Consider the following 20,573-nt stretch of genomic DNA (forward strand, 5'->3'; position numbering starts at 1 on the left):
CAAAAGGAGCTACCACTAGGTAACTCCTTGTACATTTATTGTAATACAAGTCTTTACAATACGCCTTGTGCAATCATCGCATCTGCGACCCGTTTAAAACCAGCAATATTCGCACCATCAATCAAATTGTCCTCACATTTGTATTGCCTTCCCGCCGATAAGCTTTGGTCGAAAATATTTTGCATAATTTCTTTTAGCTGACGATCAACTTCTTCAAATGTCCATGAAACTCTCGCGCTATTTTGAGCCATCTCTAAGGCAGACACCGCCACCCCACCAGCGTTTGCGGCTTTACTTGGCGCAAAACCAACGTGGTTTTCTCGAAACTGCTCCACAGCTTTAAGTGTGCATGGCATATTTGCACCTTCAGCGACAATGCTAACACCGTTATGAATGAGCGTACTTGCATCATTTTCATCAAGCTCATTTTGAGTGGCGCAAGGAAGTGCAATGTCACAAGCTACTTGCCATATTTTCTCCCCACCGTAAAACGATGAATGATCATGCTCCTCTGCATACGCAGAAATTCGTTTGCCTTCAACTTCTTTTAAGCGTTTAACCGTTTCAAGGTCAATGCCCTTTTCATCGTAAATGTAGCCTGAAGAATCGCTGCATGCAACCACTCGAGCGCCAAGTTCAATCGCTTTTTCCATCGCATAAATGGATACTTTACCTGACCCTGAAACAATAATCTTTTTCCCAGTTAAACTTTCATTAAACTCTTTCAACATGTTCTCAACAAAATAAATGACACCATAACCCGTTGATTCAGCTCTCGTTAAACTCCCGCCGATATCTACACCTTTCCCAGTGAACACTCCCGCTTCAGATGAACCTCTTAATTTTCGATATTGCCCAACCATGTAGTTGATTTCACGCCCACCTACACCAATATCTCCAGCAGGTACATCAACGTTCGGTCCGATATGTTTAGATAGCTCAGTCATAAAGCTTTGTGTAAAGCGCATGATTTCAGCGTTTGACTTATTTTTCGGATCAAAGTCTGCGCCACCCTTACCTCCACCGATTGGTTGTCCCGTTAATGCATTTTTGAAAATCTGTTCAAATGCAAGAAACTTTACGATACTTGAATTGACAGTTGGATGAAACCGAAGCCCGCCCTTGTACGGACCAATGGCCGCATTAAATTGAACTCGGTACCCTCGATTTACTTGGACAGCACCTTGATCATCGACCCACGGAACGCGGAATGATATGAAACGATCAGGCTCAACGAGCCTTTCTAAAATGCCAAATTGTTGATACTTTGGATGTTCAGCTAAGTATGGCGCTAGTGAATCAAAGATCTCTTTTACCGCTTGGTAAAACTCTTCTTCATGTGGATCACGTTCTTTAACCGTTTCTAATACATCTTCGATATACTTTTTAGCATCTTCCATACATTCACCCCTTCAAAATAATGGTTATTCTTATCAATTCCCGACTTCCTTCACAGATTAAACGCTCAATCTACTGCTTTTAACCTATACTTATATGTTTTTCCGCTTCCAAAAAGAAACCATTTAGAATTACTATAAAAATAAAAGAAGACACTCCATAGTGAAGTGTCTTCTTTTACGAGCTAATTCACTTTTTCGTAGCTTTGAAACCCTTGCAAAATTTGTTCAACCGCTTGATCGACTCTCGCTGCCGTATCAACGTCTTGGATGAATAGGTGATCATCATCAATGTGAATATCACTACTTAACACATAGACGGGTTTTAACAAGTGTGTGCTGCCAAGCGTATGCAAAACAGGTAATAATGAAAAATCTAAGGAAAGGTAATGGGCAATACTCCCACCCGTAGCGAGAGGTAAAACCGTTTTTCCTCGTAACGCCCCTTCTGGCAGTAGATCGAGGAATGCTTTTAAACCTCCGGTAATTGACGCTTTATAAATTGGACTTCCGATAATGATAACTTCTGCTCTTTCCACCAAAGCTGATGCTTCTTTAATACTTGGTGAACCGAATTTTGCATGCAATAAATCCTCCGCAGGTAAGTCTCGGACGTTGATAAAATCTACAGAGCAATCTGCTTTTAACCTGCCAGCAACTTCATGTAAAACATGACTCGTTTTTGATGGTTCACTTGGACTTCCTGAAATAACGACAACATGATTCATACAACATCCACTCCCACTCGTATAAAGTTTGTGCATCGCACGTGCATCCGAATGAACGTTCAGATCGCTTCATTACAGACCTTTTGCGATTTTTCTATCTTTCTAATACGTCGCATACGCTCATGCCCTCTAACATACATGAGCCGTCAAGTTATTACCTTGTATGCTAATCTTATAATACCTATTTGTCAAGTATGAATTATATGAATAATTGAACGAATGTGTGCATTAAATCCTCTAAAATTCGTTAATCTGTGTTGACTTCAGGATAATTTACCTATATTCTAGACTCAATACATCGACTACTGTTCAATGAACAGTACCGATTAAAGCGATGGTGGTGAACGCAGATGAACGCACAATGGAAAAAAGGGATTCTAGAATTGTGTGTGTTACTTCTTATTTCAAATAAAGATCGGTATGGCTATGAACTCGTTGAAGAGATTTCAAAAAAATTCACCATTTCAGAAGGTGGGTTATACCCGCTGTTAAGACGGATGACAAAAGATGAGCTATTTTCGACTTACCTTGCGGAATCAAAAGAAGGGCCTCCTCGCAAGTATTATGCCATAACCGAAAAAGGTGAAGAAATGAAAGAAAAATTGCTGCATGACTGGAATGATTTGAAACACGGTGTAAATCAATTTATCCAAGAGGAGGTCGATCAAATTGAGAAAAACTGACTATATGGCGTCTTTAGAATCAAAGCTTGCTAACCTTCCAAAGGAGGAACGTTTAGAGTTTATTGCTGATTATGAGGAGCACTTCACGATCGGTTTAACTAACGGTCGAACGGAGGATGAAATTGCTGAATCGCTTGGTAAGCCTGAAAAAGTAGCGAAAGAAATTGTTGCGCAGTACAACCTTGAAGTTGCTCATAACCATCCTTCAATGAAAACCATTTTACGAGCATCGTTCGCTGCTATCTCACTAAGTATGTTTAACTTGATCTTTGTTTTAGGACCGTTTGTTGCAATCATGGTCATTCCGATTACACTCGCCATGGTATCAATCGCACTGATTTTATCTCCATTACTTTTACTGATTCAAGAAGGTTTTTCTTCGGCATTTTGGATTCAAGGCTTTTTGCTCATCGGTTATGTAGGTCTTGGAATGATTCTCGCTGTTGGTAGTTGGAAATTGCTTCAGCTTTGTTACGGTCTTATCATTCGTTATTTAAACTTTAACTTAAACATTGTAAGAGGTGGTCAAGAATGAATTTACGCACTATTTTGTTTTCAGGGGTCGGTCTACTTACAATCGGAATTATTGGAAATATAGCACTTTTTCTTTTCGGAACGAGCCCGTTTCATTCTACTTGGGAAGAACACTATGAAACGTATGATTCTTCTCTCGTTGATCATGTAAAAATTGATGCAGACGTTGCATCTATCTCCATTCATTCACACGAACAAGACGACATTCTTGTTGGATATGAAGGAAGTATTATGAACATCCAACAGACAGAGTATGATCTCTCTACACAATTGGAGGAAAACACACTTCATATTACGCACAAACATAAGCCTAGCGTCCAACTTTTTGGATTTTTCAATGCGGATTACGACATTGATGTTTTTCTTCCTGATGTTCTGTTCGAATCGATAACAATTACAAGTAGTGTTGCAGACATCCAGCTAGATAACGTTCAAGCTGAATACTGGTCCATTGCAACTGAGGTTGGGAATGTTCATGCTTCAATGATTACAAATACGATTGATGCGAAGTCAGAAGTTGGGAATTTTGAATTTCATTTGCCCGACTTAAACGACGACTTGTCTATACAGACTGAAGTAGGCAACGTAAACGTAACCTTTACTGAACTGTCTGGTGCAATACAACCATCAATTTCAACTACAATTGGTCTGACCCAAATCAATGATTTAGAAGATGTGACAAGTGAGAGTCACGCACCTCACTTGAATCTGCGCTCTGAGGTGGGAAATATCTCTGTTTCTGTTGATAATAATAACGTAAATTAAGTAGCAAAAGCTGAACTTCCTTCTGCAAACAAAAAATCGCCTAAATCGGCGATTTTTTATACTTATAATTGATTGAAAAAAAGAACCCATAACTATGAGTTCCACTTACTCGTAATGGCGCCCGATCGTTTGCAGCTTCCTTCGAAACTGGGCATACAGTAGGATCCAAGTGATAATAAATAATAACAGTCCGATTGTGATTCCAAACAGTAGAATAAATATCGGTATTAGTAAAACGAAAATGCCTGCAAGAAATACATAGAAGCTGGCAACTCTGGACATCTCTTCTTTATGACGTTCAAGTCGGCTTATTGGCCATCCGATTAAGGCTTTATTCAGTAAAGTAATCCGCCTCTTAGAATGAATCATAAAGGCGCAAAAAAAGACAAATAGGCTAATGATTAGCGCCACAAGGTTCAGCATGCGGAAGTTCCTTTCTCAAAAAGAAGATGACAGACGCTCATAAGGTGCATTGCATAAACGAAAGGTTCTGTTGAAACCATATGACTTGCGCAAATCGCGCTTTTTGCATACAAAACAATTCATGTCGAAATAATCTGAATAAATTTATCATATCACAATCTGGTCACGAACGAAAAGAGGCAATTAACGAATGGTTAATTGCTCTAGTCGTTTGCAATAAAACTCTAAGTCTGGTGCATCTTCAAGTGTTTTTAGCATTCCTTGAATAATAATTGCTCGAGGCTCGTCTTTTTTCGCTTCAGCCTTTAGCACATCAAGTGCTTCTAACCACTCCGCCACCTTCTCTTCCGAAGCCTTCAGTCCACTTATAACTTCGGCGACACTTTCAATCACATGTTCAAGTTCTTGGTTATGCTTCTCTTCATGCTTTTCTTGCAAAATATCGGATGTAATAAAAGGAGGGACGCGTTTTATAAGAAGAGATTCTTTATGATCATTTAAGCGATCGAGAATCCACACCGCCAAATCTTTCGGGTTAATCTCTAATTCTAAATGAAGAATCGTTTGTAAATACGCCTTGTTCATACCTTCTAAGAGAATGCTCAAGTCATACACATAAGGCTCAATTTCATCTCCATATAGGAGGGTGAAGTTTTTCTTAATCCATTCGTAACGAACTTCTTTCATCTCCGTAACAAAGCTTCGTATTGCTGGATTTGTTGATAACTCTTGTTCTTGCAACTGCATAATAATGAAATCCCGATGCTTAAAAATCGTTTCATAATGTGCTTCAAGCTGTAACAAAAATGATTCGTAAGGAGTTTCAGCTTGTTCTTTTACTTGCTGAACTTGTTCGTGAAGGCTGTCATAATAATATTCATAAATCTCCACAAGTAATTGATCTTTGGAATCAAAATGGAGGTAAAATGCTCCTTTTGAAATTCCACTAACGGTACAGATGTCTTGAATCGACGTCGGATGAAAACCTTCTGTCGCAAAAAGATGAATTGCTTTTTTTATTATCTCGGTCTTTTTCTGATTCATCAACTACACCTCATGATTATCTTACCATTGACTGACCATCCACTCAAAAGATTAATCTTCACCTAAAACACACATTCAACGTTCCAAAGTTGTGCTAAACTATATTTATGACCAGTCAGTCATCATTTATAAGGGGTGTTGTTCGATGAATGACCACGTAAGCTACAGTCAAGAAAATGATGTGAACTGCATAGACGAGCCACAACACTGTTCGGAAGATACGATTGAAGATATTGTTCGACGCCTACAAGATCAGGGCATTGACGTAACGATTTGCCGTAGACGCCCTAATTAACGATAAAGAAACGGAGAGTCATCACTCTCCGTTTCTTTATCCTTTTTCTACCTCTCGAGAATGTTTCGCCCAAAACACAATGGGTACGAGGCTCAATGCCAAGAATCCTCCTAAAAGCGATAACCAAGAAAAACTCATACCCGACGCAACCATTCCACTCATTGCTCCCCCTGATGCACCAGCAAGTGCAACAAAAACATCGACAGAGCCTTGTACTTTCGCACGAACGCTCGGATGTGTTCCATCTACAAGTAGTGCGGTTCCACTGATCAATCCTAAATTCCAGCCAAGCCCTAACAACCCAAGTGCCACAATTAATCCAAACAACGAATCTGGAGGCGTAAATGCCGCAATCAAGCCTGCTCCGAGCAACGTGATTGCAGAGCTGACGACCATCACAGTTCGTCCTAAACGATCTATAAGAATTCCAGTAAATAATGATGGCAAATACATTGCACCGACATGGATACTAATGACAAGTCCGATTTCTCTTAAACTATGCCCATGATGTTCCATATGGACAGGCGTCATCGTCATAATGGCCACCATAATAATCTGCGTTAAGATCATTACCATTGCCCCGACAACAACACCTTTTTGCATTGGTTTTGCTTCATTCATCTCATTCTGTTGTTCCTTTGAATCTAGCAAAGATTGAGCGAGTAGAAATGGATCAGGTCGTAAAAAGATAAACAACGTTAAACCAGCAAGTCCATAAGCTAGTGCTGCAAGGATAAACGGTCCAGCAAGCGGTGGGATTCCTAAGCTAGCAGCAAAGTCTCCCATCACATCAACAAGGTTTGGTCCGAGCACAGCTCCAAACGTTGTTGAGACGAGTGCGATGCTCACCGCAGTAGCCCGTTGTTTTTCCGTCGCTAAATCCGTTCCCGCATAGCGTGCTTGTAGATTTGAAGCTGTACCTGCCCCGTAAAGAAAGAGCATCATCCATAAAAGCCAAATGCTATGTAAAACGGCTGCAACTAATATCCCGATTGCCCCAACAAACCCCGCTAAAAAACCGAGCGATAACCCTACTCGGCGCCCAAGACGTTGTGACATACGTCCAATTAAAAATGCTGCAAGTGCTGACCCTAACGTAATTAGAGCCACCGGTAAACCTGCAAGTGCTTCCCCTTGCACCATACTTTGTGCAAGTAATGCACCAACTGTAAGTCCTGCTGCAAGCCCTGCTCCACCGAAAAGTTGTGCAATGACGACGACGATGAGTGTTCGTTTATACACGTATGCCTGATTATTCATGATGGTGCACTTCCCTTCACTACAAATGATAGCACAAAGACGGAAAGTCGTTTTAACCACCTAAGATTCATTGTTTCATTGATTATTTACGTCAGCCCAGAAAAAAAAGGCTGGTCAAAGCTCGGTACATTCCGAACATCAACCAGCCATCTCATAATAAGACAAATTCTAAAGATTGAACTGCGAGTCTTGCGTTGCTTCACTTAGATAGTGAGGAATCATTGATTTAAACGTTCGATCTTCTATTTCTGTCTCAACTTTCTTCACGCGAATATTAAAATACTTTTCCATATTCTCTTCAGTCATAATTTCCTCAGTTTTACCGACAATCACAGGTTGTTGTTTTGATACCATCATGACTTGATCCCCGAAGTAGAATGCATGATTAGGGTAATGTGTATTAATAATACAAGTGATGTTTTGTTCTTTTACTAGCTTTTTAATCGTTTGTAAGATTATTTTTTGTTTTTGAATGTCTAAGTGTGATTCTGGTTCATCTAGTATTAATAGTTTAGGGTCTGCAACGAGCGTGCGTGCAATTAAAGCAAGTTGCAACTCTCCTCCACTAATTGAATTGCACGATTGATATGCAAGATGTGCAATTCCAATCGATTCCAATGCTTCCATTGCCGCGGCTTCGTCTTTTGCGGAAGGCTGTGAATAGGAGCGAATGTACATCGCTTTCACCATCGTAATCGTTTCTAACACTGAATAAGCAGAAACTTTCCACTTCATATTTCTTGTAAAGAGATTTAAAACACTGCATCTTTAGTAATGTTTTTTACCATAGTTTAATTTATAATAATTATATTATCCATTATAATTTTTAAAGGAGAAAATACACATGTCATCTGCTTATTTTTTTGAAGGTCAAAAATTTCTAGATTTCTCAAATGACACGATAGTTAGAGACAAATTACAAGAAGCATTAGGGTTTTCAGCAAATTTACCACTAGGGGATTATTATAAGAAATTTAGTGACGAATTTCCTCGAGATAAAAAGATCTTAGATAAATTATTTTTTGAGAGTATTATGTACAGTAGACTTAAAAATGTTTACCTCGATAGGATGAATACCGTAAATATAGAAGTACCTATTTTTAAAAAGAGGATGCATTCCCTTATATATAATATAAATGGTGGTAAAAGAGTAGAGCTGGAAAAATATATGTCAGTCGATGGCTTTTATCTCATGGATGCCTTAAATATTACAGAGATTGGATTAACCTTCTTAGCTGGTTATGATTATGAAGAGACTGCTGATCACAAGGTAAAAACTGCAAGATACTTATTCTTTCAAGTAGTCCCAATGAAAAAAGAAGGAACTACTGGGTATTTAGTTGCTGGGGTAGAATTTGACTTCAAATCTCAAGTAATATTGACTTCAATTAGAAATAACACAAATGACATTAAAAGAGATTATAACAGTGGTGAAGAAGGATTCAAAAAAAATTGGGAAGAGAATTTAGAAAATTTTTATTTAACGATTAAAAACATCATTTTATCCAATCTAGGTTTAAAAGATCAAGTTGAGTCTTTAGAAGATAGAGATATTCCATCAAGTGATTTTCATTATAAAAAAGATAGAGAATCAATGTACAACATGTTTCAACTATTAGATGAACAGTTATTATCAGATTACCGTGACGAGTTAAACAGAAGGTTAGGTAATAGCTCAGAAGAGGTAACTAACGAGTTAATCAAAAAGATAGATAGATTCAATCATTATAATAACTCAAAGTTAAAAGATGATTTCAAACAACGCCTTGATGCTTTATTACTTTCAACATTAATATCTGTTTCAGCAGATGATGAGGATATTGTTAATTTGGCTAAATCAAAAAAAATGATAGGGTTTCCTACTAGAATATCTTTTAAATCAAGTTCGTCGGGACAGGGATCCACAGGATCGTCGGGGAAAGATTCACCTATTTCTGGGATGGAAATGTTCCATAGTTTATACATTGATTTCAAAGATGCTTTAGAATTACCAATGTGGTCTATCTCATGGTTTGCAGATATTCATCATAAATCTTCTTCGAACAATGAAGTAGTACAAACTAGTATTGAAGTGAACCAAAGATTCTTCAGAATCACATTTAAAAACAAGAATTATCTAAATAAGGAGCTGATACATCATGTCGTTAATAGTATTTCTAAATTCCGCTAGATCAAAGTTAGATTTTAATGATACTCAATTGATAAATTTCACTTACAAGCTTATAGAATATACAGGAAGGAAATTCACTCAAAGAAAACTTTCATCTTTCTATGATCATTGTGATAAGAATCAAGACATAAATAAGTTTTTGGTGCAAGAATTAATCAACTCCAAAATTATTATACATAAAAAAGAATACTATTGCGAAAAAGAAGACGAAAGTGTACTATCGGATCTTATTTTTCAATGCGAACTTTGCGGAGAGAGTGTAAATAACAACTATCATGAATATGAAGATACTTACCTGATAAGAAAAGATTTAACACATTTAATACGTAAGGTTAATTTAAATATGGAAAGTGAACAGTATATAGATAGTCCATTTATGTACAACTTAAAAGAACTTGTAAAAAATAAAGATCATATAATTCCATTTTTTGGTGCCGGTCTTTCAATACCTTTAGGTTTTCCCTCTTGGAGTAACCTTTTATTACAATTAATTGATTATATTCAACCTGAGTTTCAGCCTCCTTATAGACAGTACATTAAAGACGGGGACCTTTTAAAAGCATTAAATTATCTAAAAGACCATTCCACTTTATCTACAGAAGACATGGTCAAGAAAAAAATTGTAGAAGTATTAATAGAAATGTCTTCAAAAACTCCAAGCACAAAAGATAACAATTATAATGATTTGTATTCATTGAGATCTAATTTTTATATGACTACTAATTACGATAATAGCTTTACCGAACTAGCTACAAAATTAAACAGACTTGCCATCCCTTTAATGGGAAACGACATTTCTGATCACCAAAAATTGCATCGCGAAAATAGACAACGAGTTATTCATTTGCATGGTAATATTGATAAACCAGATACTATGATAGTTACTGAAGATGACTACAACAACCTTTACAATGATCAGAAATTCCAAATAAATTTACAGTCCATCATGAGCAGTAAATCTTTTTTATTTCTTGGATTCTCTTTCTCTGATGAGTTTTTCGAAAAAATATACATAGATGTCATCTCGAAAATAAAGGGAATACATTTTTTGATAGCACCAAATGTCGAATATAAAGACGCTAGAGAACTTGCTAAAAAAACATTCATGTTATAGGTATAAATGTAAAGATTGATGAACATGGAGATTATATAGAAAGTGAATATATAAAAGCGATAAGGGCTGTACTTAAGCAGATTTCTCCATCGTAGCAATACTAATATATCGAATTGCTCAAATTAGAAAACATTTATTGATCCCATCAATTAGTTCTTACATCGCAGTAACTTTTCCTGGTTATCATAGACAACAAGATATTCTCTCCAGTTGCATTTGCTCAAAATCAGCAGTGAAATATTCTTTCTATTAATGGTATTGATAACTACATACTCATCTTTCTTTCCAGTAAGAATAAACTTAATACAACATTCCCACCCCAAGAATCACTCACATAATTTATCTTTTATATAAGTGTGGATTTATTTTTTGTCAGATCTTCAATAATCATGCAAAAGGTAATTTAACTCAGAACTAACAAAACTATAAAACCTGCTCCACATCGGAGCAGGTCTATTTCTATGATTCATAGTAAGCAAGTAATTCTTCTGCATCATAACGAAGTTCTGTATAGGCTTCCCGAGAAAATGAATTTAAGTTCCACTGCCAAATGACGATGTTCCAATAGTTTCGTGCTGCATCATAATTGTCCTCCTCAATCACTCGTTCAGCAGCAGCCGTCAAACGATCAATCGTTGATGCGTAATAAATTTGTTCTGCATCGACTAAGTCCTCAATTGTCATCAGCGCCCGTTCTGGGGTCACGAGTTCAACTTGGCTCGACGTAAAGATGACGTTTGAAAGCAACCGATACAAATACTCTGGATGATCTCTAAACCCTGGTTCTAAGCCCATAATCGTTACATTCGGTTTAGTTCCTTCAATAACGATTGGTTGACTAGAAGCTTCCTTTGCATCTTTCCAAAAACCTGCCTTAAAAAAGTCTTCATCTGCAAATCGTGCGACTACCTCTTCGTCTGTTACGTCAGAAAACCAAATAGGATTATAGACAAAGCCTAGATCTTCTTCATCGTAACCGTGGGTAACACTTGAAGGAGTGTACTCTACGTGCACGACACCGTTACTATTTCTTGGTCCTGTATGCGTCGTTGCATCGCTTAACTTCAACTGATTGACCGCTACAGAAGATGCACTTTGACCAATGGCAAAGTAATGACCTCCTGCATCGATAAATTCATGAACACGTTTCTTGTATTCTTCTGACTCGTCAAAGCCATTGCCGTTCGCAATCACAAGATCAAAGTCTGCTAGTTTGTCATCAAGAACATCGTTCGTTGAAATCTCAGTCACTTGATACCCCATCTTGAGGAGCGCTGCCCTCGTTCCGTGATTGCTTCGATCGTTCAAAATGGCAACCTTAGGCGAGTGAATCATTGAGCCATCACGAGGAATATCAGTCGTTTTTAGATATAAATTAGAGTCCGAAACTGCTGATTCTAACTGCTCATTTCGTGTAGCATCAATGTGAAAATGACCTTCTTCACTGCGAATCACTTCAACACCTTCATTAATCAATTCATTAACGAATTGAACAGATTCAACCGCGTTATTTTGCAGAACATAAGGTCCATCTCCAATCAATTGACCTACGTTTTCCACAGGCTCAGTAACCGGTTCAAGTGTTGCATCTACTTCCTCATAAAGTGGTGTTGCTTCAAATCCCCACAGTTCAGGAATATTCCAAGCGGATACATCGTACATAGCGCTTGCTTGATCACTAATATCTTCGCCGTCCCATAAAAGAACATTCGCCAAACTCCGTTTTGCTTGATTAAGTCTTACTACATACGAACCTTCTTCATACGATTGGCCGTTCGTCTCAAGTGTTTCTGTCGTTTTCTCAACAATGAGCCCGTGTCGCAATAGCTCATTTACCCCTTTGATCGTTGCAGATGCGTTCTGCTTATCTACAGGTAAAACGTAGGCATTTGGAAAATACCCTTCCGGATGATCAACATGTTCAAATTCCACACCACGCTTGAAGATCTCGAGTTGATCTTTTGTCATTTCGAGTTTATTCTCGCTCGAGAACTTCAGCGATCCCATCACTGCATCAACCATCCAACGTACACCGTCTAAACTGTTATCTGGTGTCTCTAACGTATGACCATATACTCCGTGGTGATTTGCATACATCGGTGTAAAAATCGGTGGATAATCATCCCAACCGTCTTCCATATCACGATATGGAATGTAGGTGCCTTGCATGTTGCGGTAACGATCCGTTTCATACAAATCGCGATTTGTCACGAGTTCCGCTTCCATCGCCTCAGCATTCGGCAATGCCCACTTCAAATAGAGGTCATGTTCATAGTTGGGGTTGTGAGGGTGTGTCGTAGGTTCAATAAGCCCCGGATTGTCATCATCATAGATGACAAATCCATGAAGGTCTAACAACACCATCGGATTCCAATCACGAATCATTTCAATATTCACCATCGTCTCTGGTTGCGATAACGTTACATGGTCACGGTTCAAGTCAAACCCATTCGCATTTTGTCTTGTTCCAAGCTCCCTTCCATCTGGATTGTTGACGACATTAAACACAAGCACATGCTCGTCCAAGATCGCCAGCGTCTCCTCATCTTCTTCAAAAGCGAAACGCTCAATGAGCTCTAAAATTGCGTCAGTACCAGGGAATTCGTTTCCATGAATACCACCAATAATCAAGATTGGCACGTGAAAGTCAGGTTCATCTTTAATCGTTTGTAACGACGCTGTTGGTTCAACTTGCATCGTTTCTCGAAATTCTTTTACTTCGTCAACATCAACATCCGGGTTTGAAATCACAACTTCATACAAGTCCCTACCTTGAACGCTTTGCCCAATGACCTCAAACTCCATACGTTCACTTTCATTGTATTCTACTAGAATCGGTAGAATTTTCTCATATGGAATCGGTTCGTAAGCATTAGCCTCACTTACAATTGGTGTGAATAATAAAAATATTACAGCTATTAGTAACGGTCTCATCGAATTATGTACTCGCTTCATATCGCTGCTACTACTCTCTGCTTACTTCTTGCAGGTCCTTGATTAGTAGCAGATTCACCTCCAAAATGATTGATTTTTAAGCTTTGAGTCGCAAGTGATCCTCCTTCCTCATCAAATCCCGTTTCATTGTGCAGATCTCCCTATTCTTACAGTTTATAAGAAAATATCACGTTTGATCGAATTTTAACGAGATTTTCTTACATGCTTCTACAATTCAATAAGTAAGTATCATACCTTTCATCTAGATTGGTGCTTTTTTATTACTTTTGCTAGAATATGTAACAAGAAAGGAGTTTCACCATGAAAAAACGACCAAAACATCTCTTTTTCTTAACTTTTGCTGCTCCGCTTTCCTTCATTGTGATGGTCGGATCGATTCTTTTACTTGCCAATCCAATTCCCCCAATTGTGATTTTTGGAACGCTCACACTGCTTTATCTACTTCTCGGCGTGTACCATTACAATCGCAATAAAAAGGGTATTGATAAAAAACGTTCACAAAGGGGTGACGTCCAATGATGTCTGTCTATCCTATGGAAGGTTCGTGGGTAATCACTAGTTTCGTCATCCTATTATTTATGATTAGCATGTATGTACTCAATGGACTGATTGCAACGAGTCAGTACCCATCATTGAATGGTCAACAAAAGAAAGAGTGGAAGTCTTATCGAAGTCATCCAACGTCTACAATTCTTTGGACAATCGTCACGGCACTAACTGCAGGACTGATTCATTATGGCGCATCTCTTAGTGAGACGCTTTGGCTAACGATTCCATTAAACTTAATCGCGTTTGCGATCTTCACCTACTTATTAATGGAACTTGCCTTTCTCATCGTTGCAAACCTGCTGCTTCGACTGAAGACGTTTCACCACACAGAGCAACTTGAAAAACAAACTGGACTCATCTTTATGATTGCAGCACCAATTGTTTTTGGACTTTCCTTTCTATTCGATTGGTTAATCCTCACTTGGCTCCCACTATTTCTGTTATTATTTGGTCTTACTTTTCGCTACATTACTGAAAAAGAAGCTCAGAAGAGACGCAAAAAGAAGTCCTATTAACCCTTACCTTCTCATAGTAATGATACAATTCAGAAAACACGTTAACTGAGGTGATTGCTATTCTTATTGCTGGTGGGGTTCTCATTGGGCTTGGGATTGGACTGTTTCTCGATTACGTCACAGCCGGTCTCCTCATTGGAGCGGGCATCGGATTAATTGCTGAATACTTCGTTCAGCGCAAAGCATAAAGCAAGCCGCTGAGAATGGTCTCAACGGCTTGCTTTTTTGTTAAAGTGAAAAGGCTTTAGCAAGTAATTCATAAGAACGATGACGAGATGTTTTCTCTGTTAACATATTTAAAATCATCACTTCATCCACTTGCGCTTCATCTGCTAAAGTTCGAATCTCTTCTTTGACTCGTTCAATGCTTCCAATAATGAACTTGCCCTTATTCTCCTCTTTCACTAGTTGTTCTTGCATCGTATACGTATGATTTGCTGCTTCCTCAAGTGTTGGTGGTGGATTCGTAAACTGTCCCGTTCCCCATCGAACCCACTGCAACTCAGCTGGTCCTGCTAAGTATTCAGCTTCTTCATCGGTTTCTGCAGCAATGACCATAATCGCTAAAATGCTCTTCGGTTGCTCCATAAACACGGATGGTTTAAAGTTCTCACGATACGCCCGCAACATCGGTACGGCAAGTTGCGGAGAGATATGTGCAGCAAAAACAAAGCCTAAACCGTTGTTGGAAGCAAAGCGCATGCCGCCATCACTTGAACCGAGCATAAATGGCGCAGGTGTTAATGGTTCAGGAGCGTGTGATATAGATGCAAATGGGTGATCGTCTTTAAACTCCCCTTTAAAGTAACTCAGCAGTTCATCAAGTTGACTTGGGAAATCATCGCGCACAACTGCTTCACGGGAGCGTCTAAGCGCGAGCGCCGTTAACCCATCTGTTCCAGGAGCACGTCCAATTCCTAAATCAATTCGACCTGGGTTCAAAGCTTCAAGTAATGCGAAGTTCTCTGCCACTTTTAATGGACTATGATTTGGAAGCATAATCCCCCCTGAACCGATTCGTATACGGTTCGTCTTCGCCGCTACATGTGCACTAAGTAAGTCAGGTGATGTACTCATTTGATATTTCGTATTGTGATGCTCCGCAAACCAATACCGTGTAAACCCTAATGATTCCACATGTTGTGCGAGTTCAGTGGAATTATTCAGCGTCTCTGTTGCTGATTCACCGTTGTACATCGTTGCTAAATCTAATAACGATAGTTGTATGCTTTTATCCATAAATGGGTCTCCTCATTTCTAATCCTCGTCACGTCTAGAAGCAATCTTTGCTTCCGAAAGATCCGCGTTGGTCCCTCTCATGTATGATTGCGTTGCGCGATCAATCATTGCATCTCGAAAATCGACACGACTTAAATTGCAATGTTGGAAATTGACATTTTGCAACGTCGCTCCATAAAATGACGTGTTCTTAAGTGAACAATAACTGAACTTAACGCCTTTTAACGTCTCATGACTAAAATCACAATCATTTAATGTTGAATGTTTAAATGTCGTACTTACGAGCGTACATCCTTCAAACGACGCTTTTTTCATCGTAGAATTCGTAAACTTCACACCGGTCAAATTCGTCTCAAGAAAAATTGCATCATGCAATGTAGACGAAGAAAACTTGCTATTTTTGAAATCAGAATGAAGAAACTCTGATCCAGTCAACGTGCATGATGAGAACTTTCCGTTTACATTTGAGATGTGTGCAAACTCCGTATTCTTTAAGTTCTCACTCGAATATTTCACACGAACTTGATCGTCGAGAGCAATATCTTTAGGTTGAACAACTTCAAAATCTTCTTCCTTCATCCATTCACTCCCCCTTATTCGTTCTATTATACTAGAAATTCTCATCTGCAAAAAAAGCAAGTGAATCATTAACGCCGATTCACTTGCTTTCTTTGTCTTTACTTTGCTCTTCTTCGAGTCGCTTTCTACGTCTAGATAGAAAACTCGTAACTAGAATGAGCGGCATCAATACAATTGCCGTATCTCTAATCTCATTAACCCCTGTTACGATGCCAATGAGCGCAAGTACAAAAACGACGAGACAAACAGACACATTAAGTATTGTAAAAAAAGTTACCGAGAAATTGAGGAAAAAGCTTTTTTTTGTAGACATAGGACTAGTTTATCATAAACAAATGAATGGATTCTAGAATGTACGTTTGCCAATCTTTTACGATTCAGCAACTCTCCTTAAATGCAAATGCCAAAGCACAAACATCCCAATCCATATTAACGAGAGACAAATCGCAAGAACAATCGTGTACGTCGCAAGTGTTACACCTTGATTCATATGGTAAATGACCGCGCTGATCGGGGCGATGATCCCAATAATAAAGCCGTACTTTAAAAAACGTTGCTCTTTATGTCCTCGACTGACAAATGTTATCGTAAGAAATGTGGCAATGCCTGCCCCAAGTAAAGGGAGGCCAATTAAATACAAGAAGGTGTCCACAATCGTAAAACCATTATAAATGAGTACAGATGACGTAATAAGTAGTCCGATAAAGACGAGCGCAAAAGAGACTCGTAAAGAAACAGTTCGTTCGTATTCATTTAAGTCCATAACAAAACATCCTCCCTTCGCTTTATTTCCCTTTTTGCCGTTTGGCATTCGACTTTGTCGTCTTTGGAATTGTGGAAGAATGTTGCTTACGAATCCACTTAATAAATGATTGCAACTTCGGATCTTGCTGAAGCGACTCCACCGTCGTTAATCGCAGGGCAATTTCTTGGTTCGTGTAGAGAGCATGAATTTGTTTATGGCAAGGTATGCACAAAAAGGATGTCGGCTCTAATACACCACCCTCTTCTTTAGGTACAAGATGATGAATCGTTCGCTTCACATCTTGTCTGCCACATAATTCACACGTTCCTACAGTAGCCTTCAAGATCATTGTCCTCCTTCTAGCCAAAACTTGTCGAATTTACTTGCATTATAGCATGAATTGCAAAATGAAAACTTCCATGACGAGCTCAATTAAAACGGTTCGTTGTCCATTTGAATCGGTGTTATAGTTCCATGGAGCCAATCGCTCCTCGTTTTCGCATAACTAAGACAATCATAGACTGTCCCATCTTCATCAATCCAACCACTTCTATAATATGCTTCTTTCACAAAGCCTGCGGCATGGAACGTTTTTCGCATCGCCATATTGTCTACACGAGTGCAGCCCTCTAATCGAATAACCTTCTCGTAATTCGTAAACGTATAATCGGTTACCCATTGCAACATGTGCTTGCCGATGCCTCTTCCACGTACATTTGAAGCTAAGCGTATGTCTAGCATTGGATTGAGATCATCAATGTCTTCTATGACAACCAAACCGATCTTTTTATCAAACTGCTCCACCCAAAACGCTAGATTTTTACCGTGATATTTTCCTTCATCAAAAGCATGTTCATACATCGCTTCACTCGATTCATGATTGCTATGGTAAGGCCAGTGCTCACGTTGCAGAAACGTTACCAACTCAAGCTTCTCATCTTTTAGCGGATAGATTTTTAGCGTATCAAGTACGTTCACACGGCTCATCCTTTCTTCGCTTCACGGTGGAAGTGTTCACTTAACCAATTCCCTTCTTGCTCATACAAATTGAGAACAACGAATGGGTTTGTCGGAGGTTCATCAATCCAGTTTAGTAAGGTTTTGATGACACTGCTTTTCTCAGGAAGACTCTGGACAATCACTTGTGCTTGCTCATGAAGCCTTGTTGTCCAAATTTGAGAGCGAAACATGACCATTGAATAATACGTACGAATGAGCTTTCTCGCAAACGCTATCGTCGTCTGCCTAAACTCCTCATCGTCCCTATGATACAGTCGCTTCATCGCACGATCATATACTTCATTAATATCTCCATTAAAACGAATTGCAATCTCAGAAGTTAAGCGATATGGACCGAAGTATGAACGTAAATCGTTACCCTCCACACAGATTGATAACTCTTTCAAAAACGCTTGTTCATCGTAGTTCTTAGGATCCATCGTATAGTCATAATTCTTAAAAGCTATGCCAACCTCACGAAAATCATCAACATACGTTTTCGATAATGATTGCCCCAGCACGTTTAATCGACGTTTCTCTTGCGCTGACAAATCCTCCCTAAACAGGACGAGCAAGTCCAAGTCCGACTTTTTCTTCACAGCTTCTCCCCTGGCTACACTGCCATAAACGTAAACGCCATGCACTTGTTTAGGAAAAGCCTGCTTTAATTGAGCGACGCAGTCTTGAATACACGTGTTGTACAAACTAATTTGAGTCGTCACAACATCACTTTCGATGTACCCTTGCTCGTCTAACCCGTACCCTTTATGGATGATTGACATTGCAAAGAACCTCCTTTTGATTATAGATATTCTACGAGGTAAACAGAAAATTCCCTCTTTTAATGACAAGAGGGGACTACACACTATAGAGTTTCTTTAATCGATCTAACGGTAAACGACTTGGATTGCTCATGTCTGTAAAGTAAGGCAATTGCCATTTCTGAGTAGAGATCGCTTGTTTATTATTCGGTTCGTCCCAGGAAGGGTACACTCTCATTGCCATTTTCCCTTTTGTTGAGGATGATCGAAGAATACCTCTTTTGAAAAGAACCTCTTTCGGAAAGATAAACTGCCCAAACTGTCGCTCATTGCGAAAGGTCGTGATCACAATTAGATCAGGAGATGCGTCATAAGAATACGGCCGATTTTTACCATCCGTATCTTTTTCCCAAAGGGATACAAACTGACCAATCTTAGTCGGTGTCTGATGTGCGACTCTAAATCGCACGGTTTTAGACATTAAGTGAAACGTGCCTGCCCCGTACTTTTTATTGTGCACTTCTTCTTGAATTGCTTTTACTGTAAACTGATTTGGCTCATAAACCAGTTTATTTACATATACAAACGCCTCATAAAAGTCATTCATGATCTCGCTCCTTACGAAAATAAATCAATAAGATGCCTGGCGCCGCCACCTCTGTTTGGATCGATGGCTTTTAATAGGAGTGTAGAAATCATAAATACGATCAACACAGCCAAACCGATAATTCCACCAACACTCCATGTATCTTTTTCTGTATGCTTTGTTTTCTTCAAAATAAAACCCCTTAGTACTTCATTACTTTTAATGTGCCAAACTACAGACCTTCCAACCATTTTGCAGAAGTTTATCGACGTATTCTGTGACAGCGATTTCTTCCTTTTCGATTGCAATCGGGGATAACGAAACGAGACATTCATTCGCACTATAATTCACCGTAACTTTTGCTACTTCATAACCATTATGGAATCGTGGATCAAACCCTGGATCTTCAATAATGTCTCCTAAGGCTGGACGGAAATCGGATTCAAACGCCTTCATCATCATCTTAGAATTCTCTTGATTAGCATCCTCATGCACAGATGTTATAAACAAAATAAGCTGAATGTTCATCGTTCTCCCCTTCCTTTTTACTTAGTAACTTCTATGCTATATACAATTCGTAATTAAGTAAATTATCATTTTGATATTGATTCCCAAATCACAACTACTTTCCTTTCAAATTTATGTAGATAAGTACACACATCGCAAAGATCATTCCATGTATCAAAAAGAAAAACAACTCAATACTGATCCCTAGAAATGACATCACGGCTAGCAATAGCGTTGTTCCAAACATGCCTAATACACACGTTACAATAATGTTTAATACCAATTTCTTCACCTCTTTTGTTTAGAACTGTTGAGTATTAAGATCGGGGATAGCAACACCGACACCGACGCTTGCTACACCAACACTGTCGCTTGCTACACCAACACCCTCGCTTGCTACACCAACACCCTCGCTTGCTACACCAACACCCTCGCTTGCTACACCAACACCCTCGCTTGCTACACCCTCACCCTCGCTTGCTACACCAACACCCTCGCTTGCTACACCCTCATCCTCGCTTGCTACACCAACACCGACGCTTGCTACACCGATACCCTCGCTTGCTACACCAACACCCTCGCTTGCTACACTGACACCGTCTCTTGCTACACCGACACCAACGCTTGCTACACCAACACTGTCGCTTGCTACACCGACACCAACGCTTGCTACATCGACACCACCGCTTGCTACATCGACACCGACGCTTGTTACACCGACACCG

At 39.1% G+C, this 20,573-nt stretch carries 26 protein-coding genes; 9 read left to right on the plus strand and 17 right to left on the minus strand.

Annotated elements, in window-relative coordinates; all coding sequences use genetic code 11:
- Positions 1 to 53: 53 nt before the first annotated feature.
- Entirely contained in the window at positions 54 to 1,400 is a 1,347-nt protein-coding gene (gene gdhA / locus JOD17_RS09895) for an NADP-specific glutamate dehydrogenase (protein WP_204697421.1), read from the minus strand.
- Between the two features lie 182 nt (positions 1,401 to 1,582).
- A complete protein-coding gene (ssuE, locus tag JOD17_RS09900; protein WP_204697423.1) occupies positions 1,583 to 2,125 on the minus strand; it encodes an NADPH-dependent FMN reductase in 543 nt (180 codons plus the stop codon).
- Between the two features lie 350 nt (positions 2,126 to 2,475).
- Between ssuE and JOD17_RS09905 the strand changes: the two genes are divergently transcribed.
- The 3 genes from JOD17_RS09905 to JOD17_RS09915 are packed head-to-tail and all read left to right on the plus strand — an operon-like array spanning position 2,476 to position 4,107.
- Positions 2,476 to 2,808, plus strand: coding sequence for a PadR family transcriptional regulator (locus JOD17_RS09905; RefSeq protein WP_204697425.1), 333 nt, complete (start codon positions 2,476 to 2,478; stop codon positions 2,806 to 2,808).
- Complete coding sequence (locus JOD17_RS09910; RefSeq protein WP_204697427.1) at positions 2,795 to 3,343, plus strand: HAAS signaling domain-containing protein; 549 nt, start codon at positions 2,795 to 2,797, stop codon at positions 3,341 to 3,343. Before JOD17_RS09905 ends, JOD17_RS09910 begins: the two co-directional genes overlap by 14 nt.
- Positions 3,340 to 4,107: a DUF4097 family beta strand repeat-containing protein gene (locus JOD17_RS09915; protein ID WP_204697429.1), complete on the plus strand. Its 768-nt coding sequence runs from the start codon at positions 3,340 to 3,342 to the stop codon at positions 4,105 to 4,107. Before JOD17_RS09910 ends, JOD17_RS09915 begins: the two co-directional genes overlap by 4 nt.
- 105 nt (positions 4,108 to 4,212) lie before the next feature.
- Here JOD17_RS09915 and JOD17_RS09920 read toward each other — a convergent pair whose 3' ends face one another.
- Both JOD17_RS09920 and JOD17_RS09925 read right to left on the minus strand, forming a co-directional pair.
- Positions 4,213 to 4,530, minus strand: coding sequence for a hypothetical protein (locus JOD17_RS09920; protein WP_204697431.1), 318 nt, complete (start codon positions 4,528 to 4,530; stop codon positions 4,213 to 4,215).
- A 183-nt stretch (positions 4,531 to 4,713) separates the two neighbouring features.
- Complete coding sequence (locus JOD17_RS09925) at positions 4,714 to 5,574, minus strand: TetR/AcrR family transcriptional regulator (RefSeq protein WP_204697433.1); 861 nt, start codon at positions 5,572 to 5,574, stop codon at positions 4,714 to 4,716.
- A 145-nt stretch (positions 5,575 to 5,719) separates the two neighbouring features.
- Here JOD17_RS09925 and JOD17_RS09930 point away from each other — a divergent pair, with 145 nt between their 5' ends.
- Positions 5,720 to 5,869 (plus strand): hypothetical protein, encoded by a 150-nt coding sequence (locus tag JOD17_RS09930; protein ID WP_204697434.1) that lies wholly within the window; start codon positions 5,720 to 5,722, stop codon positions 5,867 to 5,869.
- A gap of 36 nt (positions 5,870 to 5,905) precedes the next feature.
- On the opposite strand, the gene JOD17_RS09935 is transcribed toward JOD17_RS09930, so the two are convergent.
- Positions 5,906 to 7,129: an MFS transporter gene (locus JOD17_RS09935; protein ID WP_204697435.1), complete on the minus strand. Its 1,224-nt coding sequence runs from the start codon at positions 7,127 to 7,129 to the stop codon at positions 5,906 to 5,908.
- Between the two features lie 168 nt (positions 7,130 to 7,297).
- Entirely contained in the window at positions 7,298 to 7,864 is a 567-nt protein-coding gene (locus JOD17_RS09940; RefSeq protein ID WP_204697436.1) for an ABC transporter ATP-binding protein, read from the minus strand.
- 109 nt (positions 7,865 to 7,973) lie between these two features.
- Between JOD17_RS09940 and JOD17_RS09945 the strand changes: the two genes are divergently transcribed.
- Positions 7,974 to 9,299 carry a hypothetical protein gene (locus JOD17_RS09945; RefSeq protein WP_204697437.1) on the plus strand — a complete coding sequence of 442 codons (1,326 nt, stop codon included), beginning with the start codon at positions 7,974 to 7,976 and terminating at the stop codon, positions 9,297 to 9,299.
- A complete protein-coding gene (locus tag JOD17_RS09950) occupies positions 9,268 to 10,413 on the plus strand; it encodes an SIR2 family protein (protein WP_204697438.1) in 1,146 nt (381 codons plus the stop codon). The genes JOD17_RS09945 and JOD17_RS09950 overlap by 32 nt, the downstream gene beginning before the upstream one ends.
- A 459-nt stretch (positions 10,414 to 10,872) precedes the next feature.
- On the opposite strand, the gene JOD17_RS09955 is transcribed toward JOD17_RS09950, so the two are convergent.
- The gene (locus JOD17_RS09955; RefSeq protein ID WP_204697439.1) at positions 10,873 to 13,368 is read right to left on the minus strand and encodes a M14 family zinc carboxypeptidase; all 2,496 of its coding nucleotides are present in this window, start codon (positions 13,366 to 13,368) and stop codon (positions 10,873 to 10,875) included.
- A gap of 300 nt (positions 13,369 to 13,668) precedes the next feature.
- On the opposite strand from JOD17_RS09955, the gene JOD17_RS09960 reads away from it, so the two are divergent.
- From JOD17_RS09960 to JOD17_RS09970, 3 genes are read left to right on the plus strand one after another with little or no spacing between them, the layout of a single operon-like run.
- A complete protein-coding gene (locus tag JOD17_RS09960) occupies positions 13,669 to 13,887 on the plus strand; it encodes a hypothetical protein (protein ID WP_204697440.1) in 219 nt (72 codons plus the stop codon).
- A complete protein-coding gene (locus JOD17_RS09965) occupies positions 13,884 to 14,432 on the plus strand; it encodes a hypothetical protein (RefSeq protein WP_204697441.1) in 549 nt (182 codons plus the stop codon). Before JOD17_RS09960 ends, JOD17_RS09965 begins: the two co-directional genes overlap by 4 nt.
- Before the next feature lie 50 nt (positions 14,433 to 14,482).
- Entirely contained in the window at positions 14,483 to 14,620 is a 138-nt protein-coding gene (locus JOD17_RS09970; protein ID WP_204697442.1) for a hypothetical protein, read from the plus strand.
- Between the two features lie 40 nt (positions 14,621 to 14,660).
- Here JOD17_RS09970 and JOD17_RS09975 read toward each other — a convergent pair whose 3' ends face one another.
- From JOD17_RS09975 to JOD17_RS10020, 10 genes are all read right to left on the minus strand, one after another.
- Positions 14,661 to 15,671, minus strand: a complete 1,011-nt coding sequence (locus JOD17_RS09975) for an LLM class flavin-dependent oxidoreductase (RefSeq protein ID WP_204697444.1) — start codon at positions 15,669 to 15,671, stop codon at positions 14,661 to 14,663.
- A gap of 18 nt (positions 15,672 to 15,689) precedes the next feature.
- Positions 15,690 to 16,250, minus strand: coding sequence for a pentapeptide repeat-containing protein (locus JOD17_RS09980; protein WP_204697445.1), 561 nt, complete (start codon positions 16,248 to 16,250; stop codon positions 15,690 to 15,692).
- A 79-nt stretch (positions 16,251 to 16,329) separates the two neighbouring features.
- Positions 16,330 to 16,563 (minus strand): hypothetical protein, encoded by a 234-nt coding sequence (locus JOD17_RS09985; protein WP_204697446.1) that lies wholly within the window; start codon positions 16,561 to 16,563, stop codon positions 16,330 to 16,332.
- 57 nt (positions 16,564 to 16,620) lie between these two features.
- Entirely contained in the window at positions 16,621 to 17,013 is a 393-nt protein-coding gene (locus JOD17_RS09990; RefSeq protein WP_204697447.1) for a hypothetical protein, read from the minus strand.
- Positions 17,014 to 17,035: 22 nt separating this feature from the next.
- Positions 17,036 to 17,341, minus strand: a complete 306-nt coding sequence (locus tag JOD17_RS09995; RefSeq protein ID WP_420827937.1) for an HNH endonuclease — start codon at positions 17,339 to 17,341, stop codon at positions 17,036 to 17,038.
- Positions 17,342 to 17,427: 86 nt separating this feature from the next.
- Entirely contained in the window at positions 17,428 to 17,973 is a 546-nt protein-coding gene (locus tag JOD17_RS10000; protein ID WP_204697449.1) for a GNAT family N-acetyltransferase, read from the minus strand.
- A 5-nt stretch (positions 17,974 to 17,978) separates the two neighbouring features.
- Positions 17,979 to 18,776, minus strand: coding sequence for a nucleotidyltransferase domain-containing protein (locus JOD17_RS10005; RefSeq protein ID WP_204697450.1), 798 nt, complete (start codon positions 18,774 to 18,776; stop codon positions 17,979 to 17,981).
- A gap of 76 nt (positions 18,777 to 18,852) precedes the next feature.
- A complete protein-coding gene (locus JOD17_RS10010) occupies positions 18,853 to 19,362 on the minus strand; it encodes a MepB family protein (RefSeq protein WP_204697451.1) in 510 nt (169 codons plus the stop codon).
- An 11-nt stretch (positions 19,363 to 19,373) separates the two neighbouring features.
- Positions 19,374 to 19,532: a hypothetical protein gene (locus JOD17_RS10015; protein ID WP_204697453.1), complete on the minus strand. Its 159-nt coding sequence runs from the start codon at positions 19,530 to 19,532 to the stop codon at positions 19,374 to 19,376.
- Positions 19,533 to 19,560: 28 nt separating this feature from the next.
- Positions 19,561 to 19,869 (minus strand): hypothetical protein, encoded by a 309-nt coding sequence (locus tag JOD17_RS10020; protein ID WP_204697455.1) that lies wholly within the window; start codon positions 19,867 to 19,869, stop codon positions 19,561 to 19,563.
- Positions 19,870 to 20,573 lie beyond the last annotated feature (704 nt).

The sequence above is a fragment of the Geomicrobium sediminis genome (assembly GCF_016908595.1).
Taxonomy (GTDB): domain Bacteria; phylum Bacillota; class Bacilli; order Bacillales; family Marinococcaceae; genus Geomicrobium_A; species Geomicrobium_A sediminis.

Coding starts and splice junctions, on each gene's coding strand:
- gdhA (WP_204697421.1), bottom strand. CDS start 1,400: ATGGAAGATGCTAAAAAGTATATCGAAGATGTATTAGAAACGGTTAAA.
- ssuE (WP_204697423.1), bottom strand. CDS start 2,125: ATGAATCATGTTGTCGTTATTTCAGGAAGTCCAAGTGAACCATCAAAA.
- JOD17_RS09905 (WP_204697425.1), top strand. CDS start 2,476: ATGAACGCACAATGGAAAAAAGGGATTCTAGAATTGTGTGTGTTACTT.
- JOD17_RS09915 (WP_204697429.1), top strand. CDS start 3,340: ATGAATTTACGCACTATTTTGTTTTCAGGGGTCGGTCTACTTACAATC.
- JOD17_RS09920 (WP_204697431.1), bottom strand. CDS start 4,530: ATGCTGAACCTTGTGGCGCTAATCATTAGCCTATTTGTCTTTTTTTGC.
- JOD17_RS09925 (WP_204697433.1), bottom strand. CDS start 5,574: ATGAATCAGAAAAAGACCGAGATAATAAAAAAAGCAATTCATCTTTTT.
- JOD17_RS09930 (WP_204697434.1), top strand. CDS start 5,720: ATGAATGACCACGTAAGCTACAGTCAAGAAAATGATGTGAACTGCATA.
- JOD17_RS09935 (WP_204697435.1), bottom strand. CDS start 7,129: ATGAATAATCAGGCATACGTGTATAAACGAACACTCATCGTCGTCGTC.
- JOD17_RS09940 (WP_204697436.1), bottom strand. CDS start 7,864: ATGAAGTGGAAAGTTTCTGCTTATTCAGTGTTAGAAACGATTACGATG.
- JOD17_RS09945 (WP_204697437.1), top strand. CDS start 7,974: ATGTCATCTGCTTATTTTTTTGAAGGTCAAAAATTTCTAGATTTCTCA.
- JOD17_RS09950 (WP_204697438.1), top strand. CDS start 9,268: ATGTCGTTAATAGTATTTCTAAATTCCGCTAGATCAAAGTTAGATTTT.
- JOD17_RS09955 (WP_204697439.1), bottom strand. CDS start 13,368: ATGAAGCGAGTACATAATTCGATGAGACCGTTACTAATAGCTGTAATA.
- JOD17_RS09960 (WP_204697440.1), top strand. CDS start 13,669: ATGAAAAAACGACCAAAACATCTCTTTTTCTTAACTTTTGCTGCTCCG.
- JOD17_RS09965 (WP_204697441.1), top strand. CDS start 13,884: ATGATGTCTGTCTATCCTATGGAAGGTTCGTGGGTAATCACTAGTTTC.
- JOD17_RS09975 (WP_204697444.1), bottom strand. CDS start 15,671: ATGGATAAAAGCATACAACTATCGTTATTAGATTTAGCAACGATGTAC.
- JOD17_RS09980 (WP_204697445.1), bottom strand. CDS start 16,250: ATGAAGGAAGAAGATTTTGAAGTTGTTCAACCTAAAGATATTGCTCTC.
- JOD17_RS09985 (WP_204697446.1), bottom strand. CDS start 16,563: ATGTCTACAAAAAAAAGCTTTTTCCTCAATTTCTCGGTAACTTTTTTT.
- JOD17_RS09990 (WP_204697447.1), bottom strand. CDS start 17,013: ATGGACTTAAATGAATACGAACGAACTGTTTCTTTACGAGTCTCTTTT.
- JOD17_RS10005 (WP_204697450.1), bottom strand. CDS start 18,776: ATGTCAATCATCCATAAAGGGTACGGGTTAGACGAGCAAGGGTACATC.
- JOD17_RS10010 (WP_204697451.1), bottom strand. CDS start 19,362: ATGAATGACTTTTATGAGGCGTTTGTATATGTAAATAAACTGGTTTAT.
- JOD17_RS10020 (WP_204697455.1), bottom strand. CDS start 19,869: ATGAACATTCAGCTTATTTTGTTTATAACATCTGTGCATGAGGATGCT.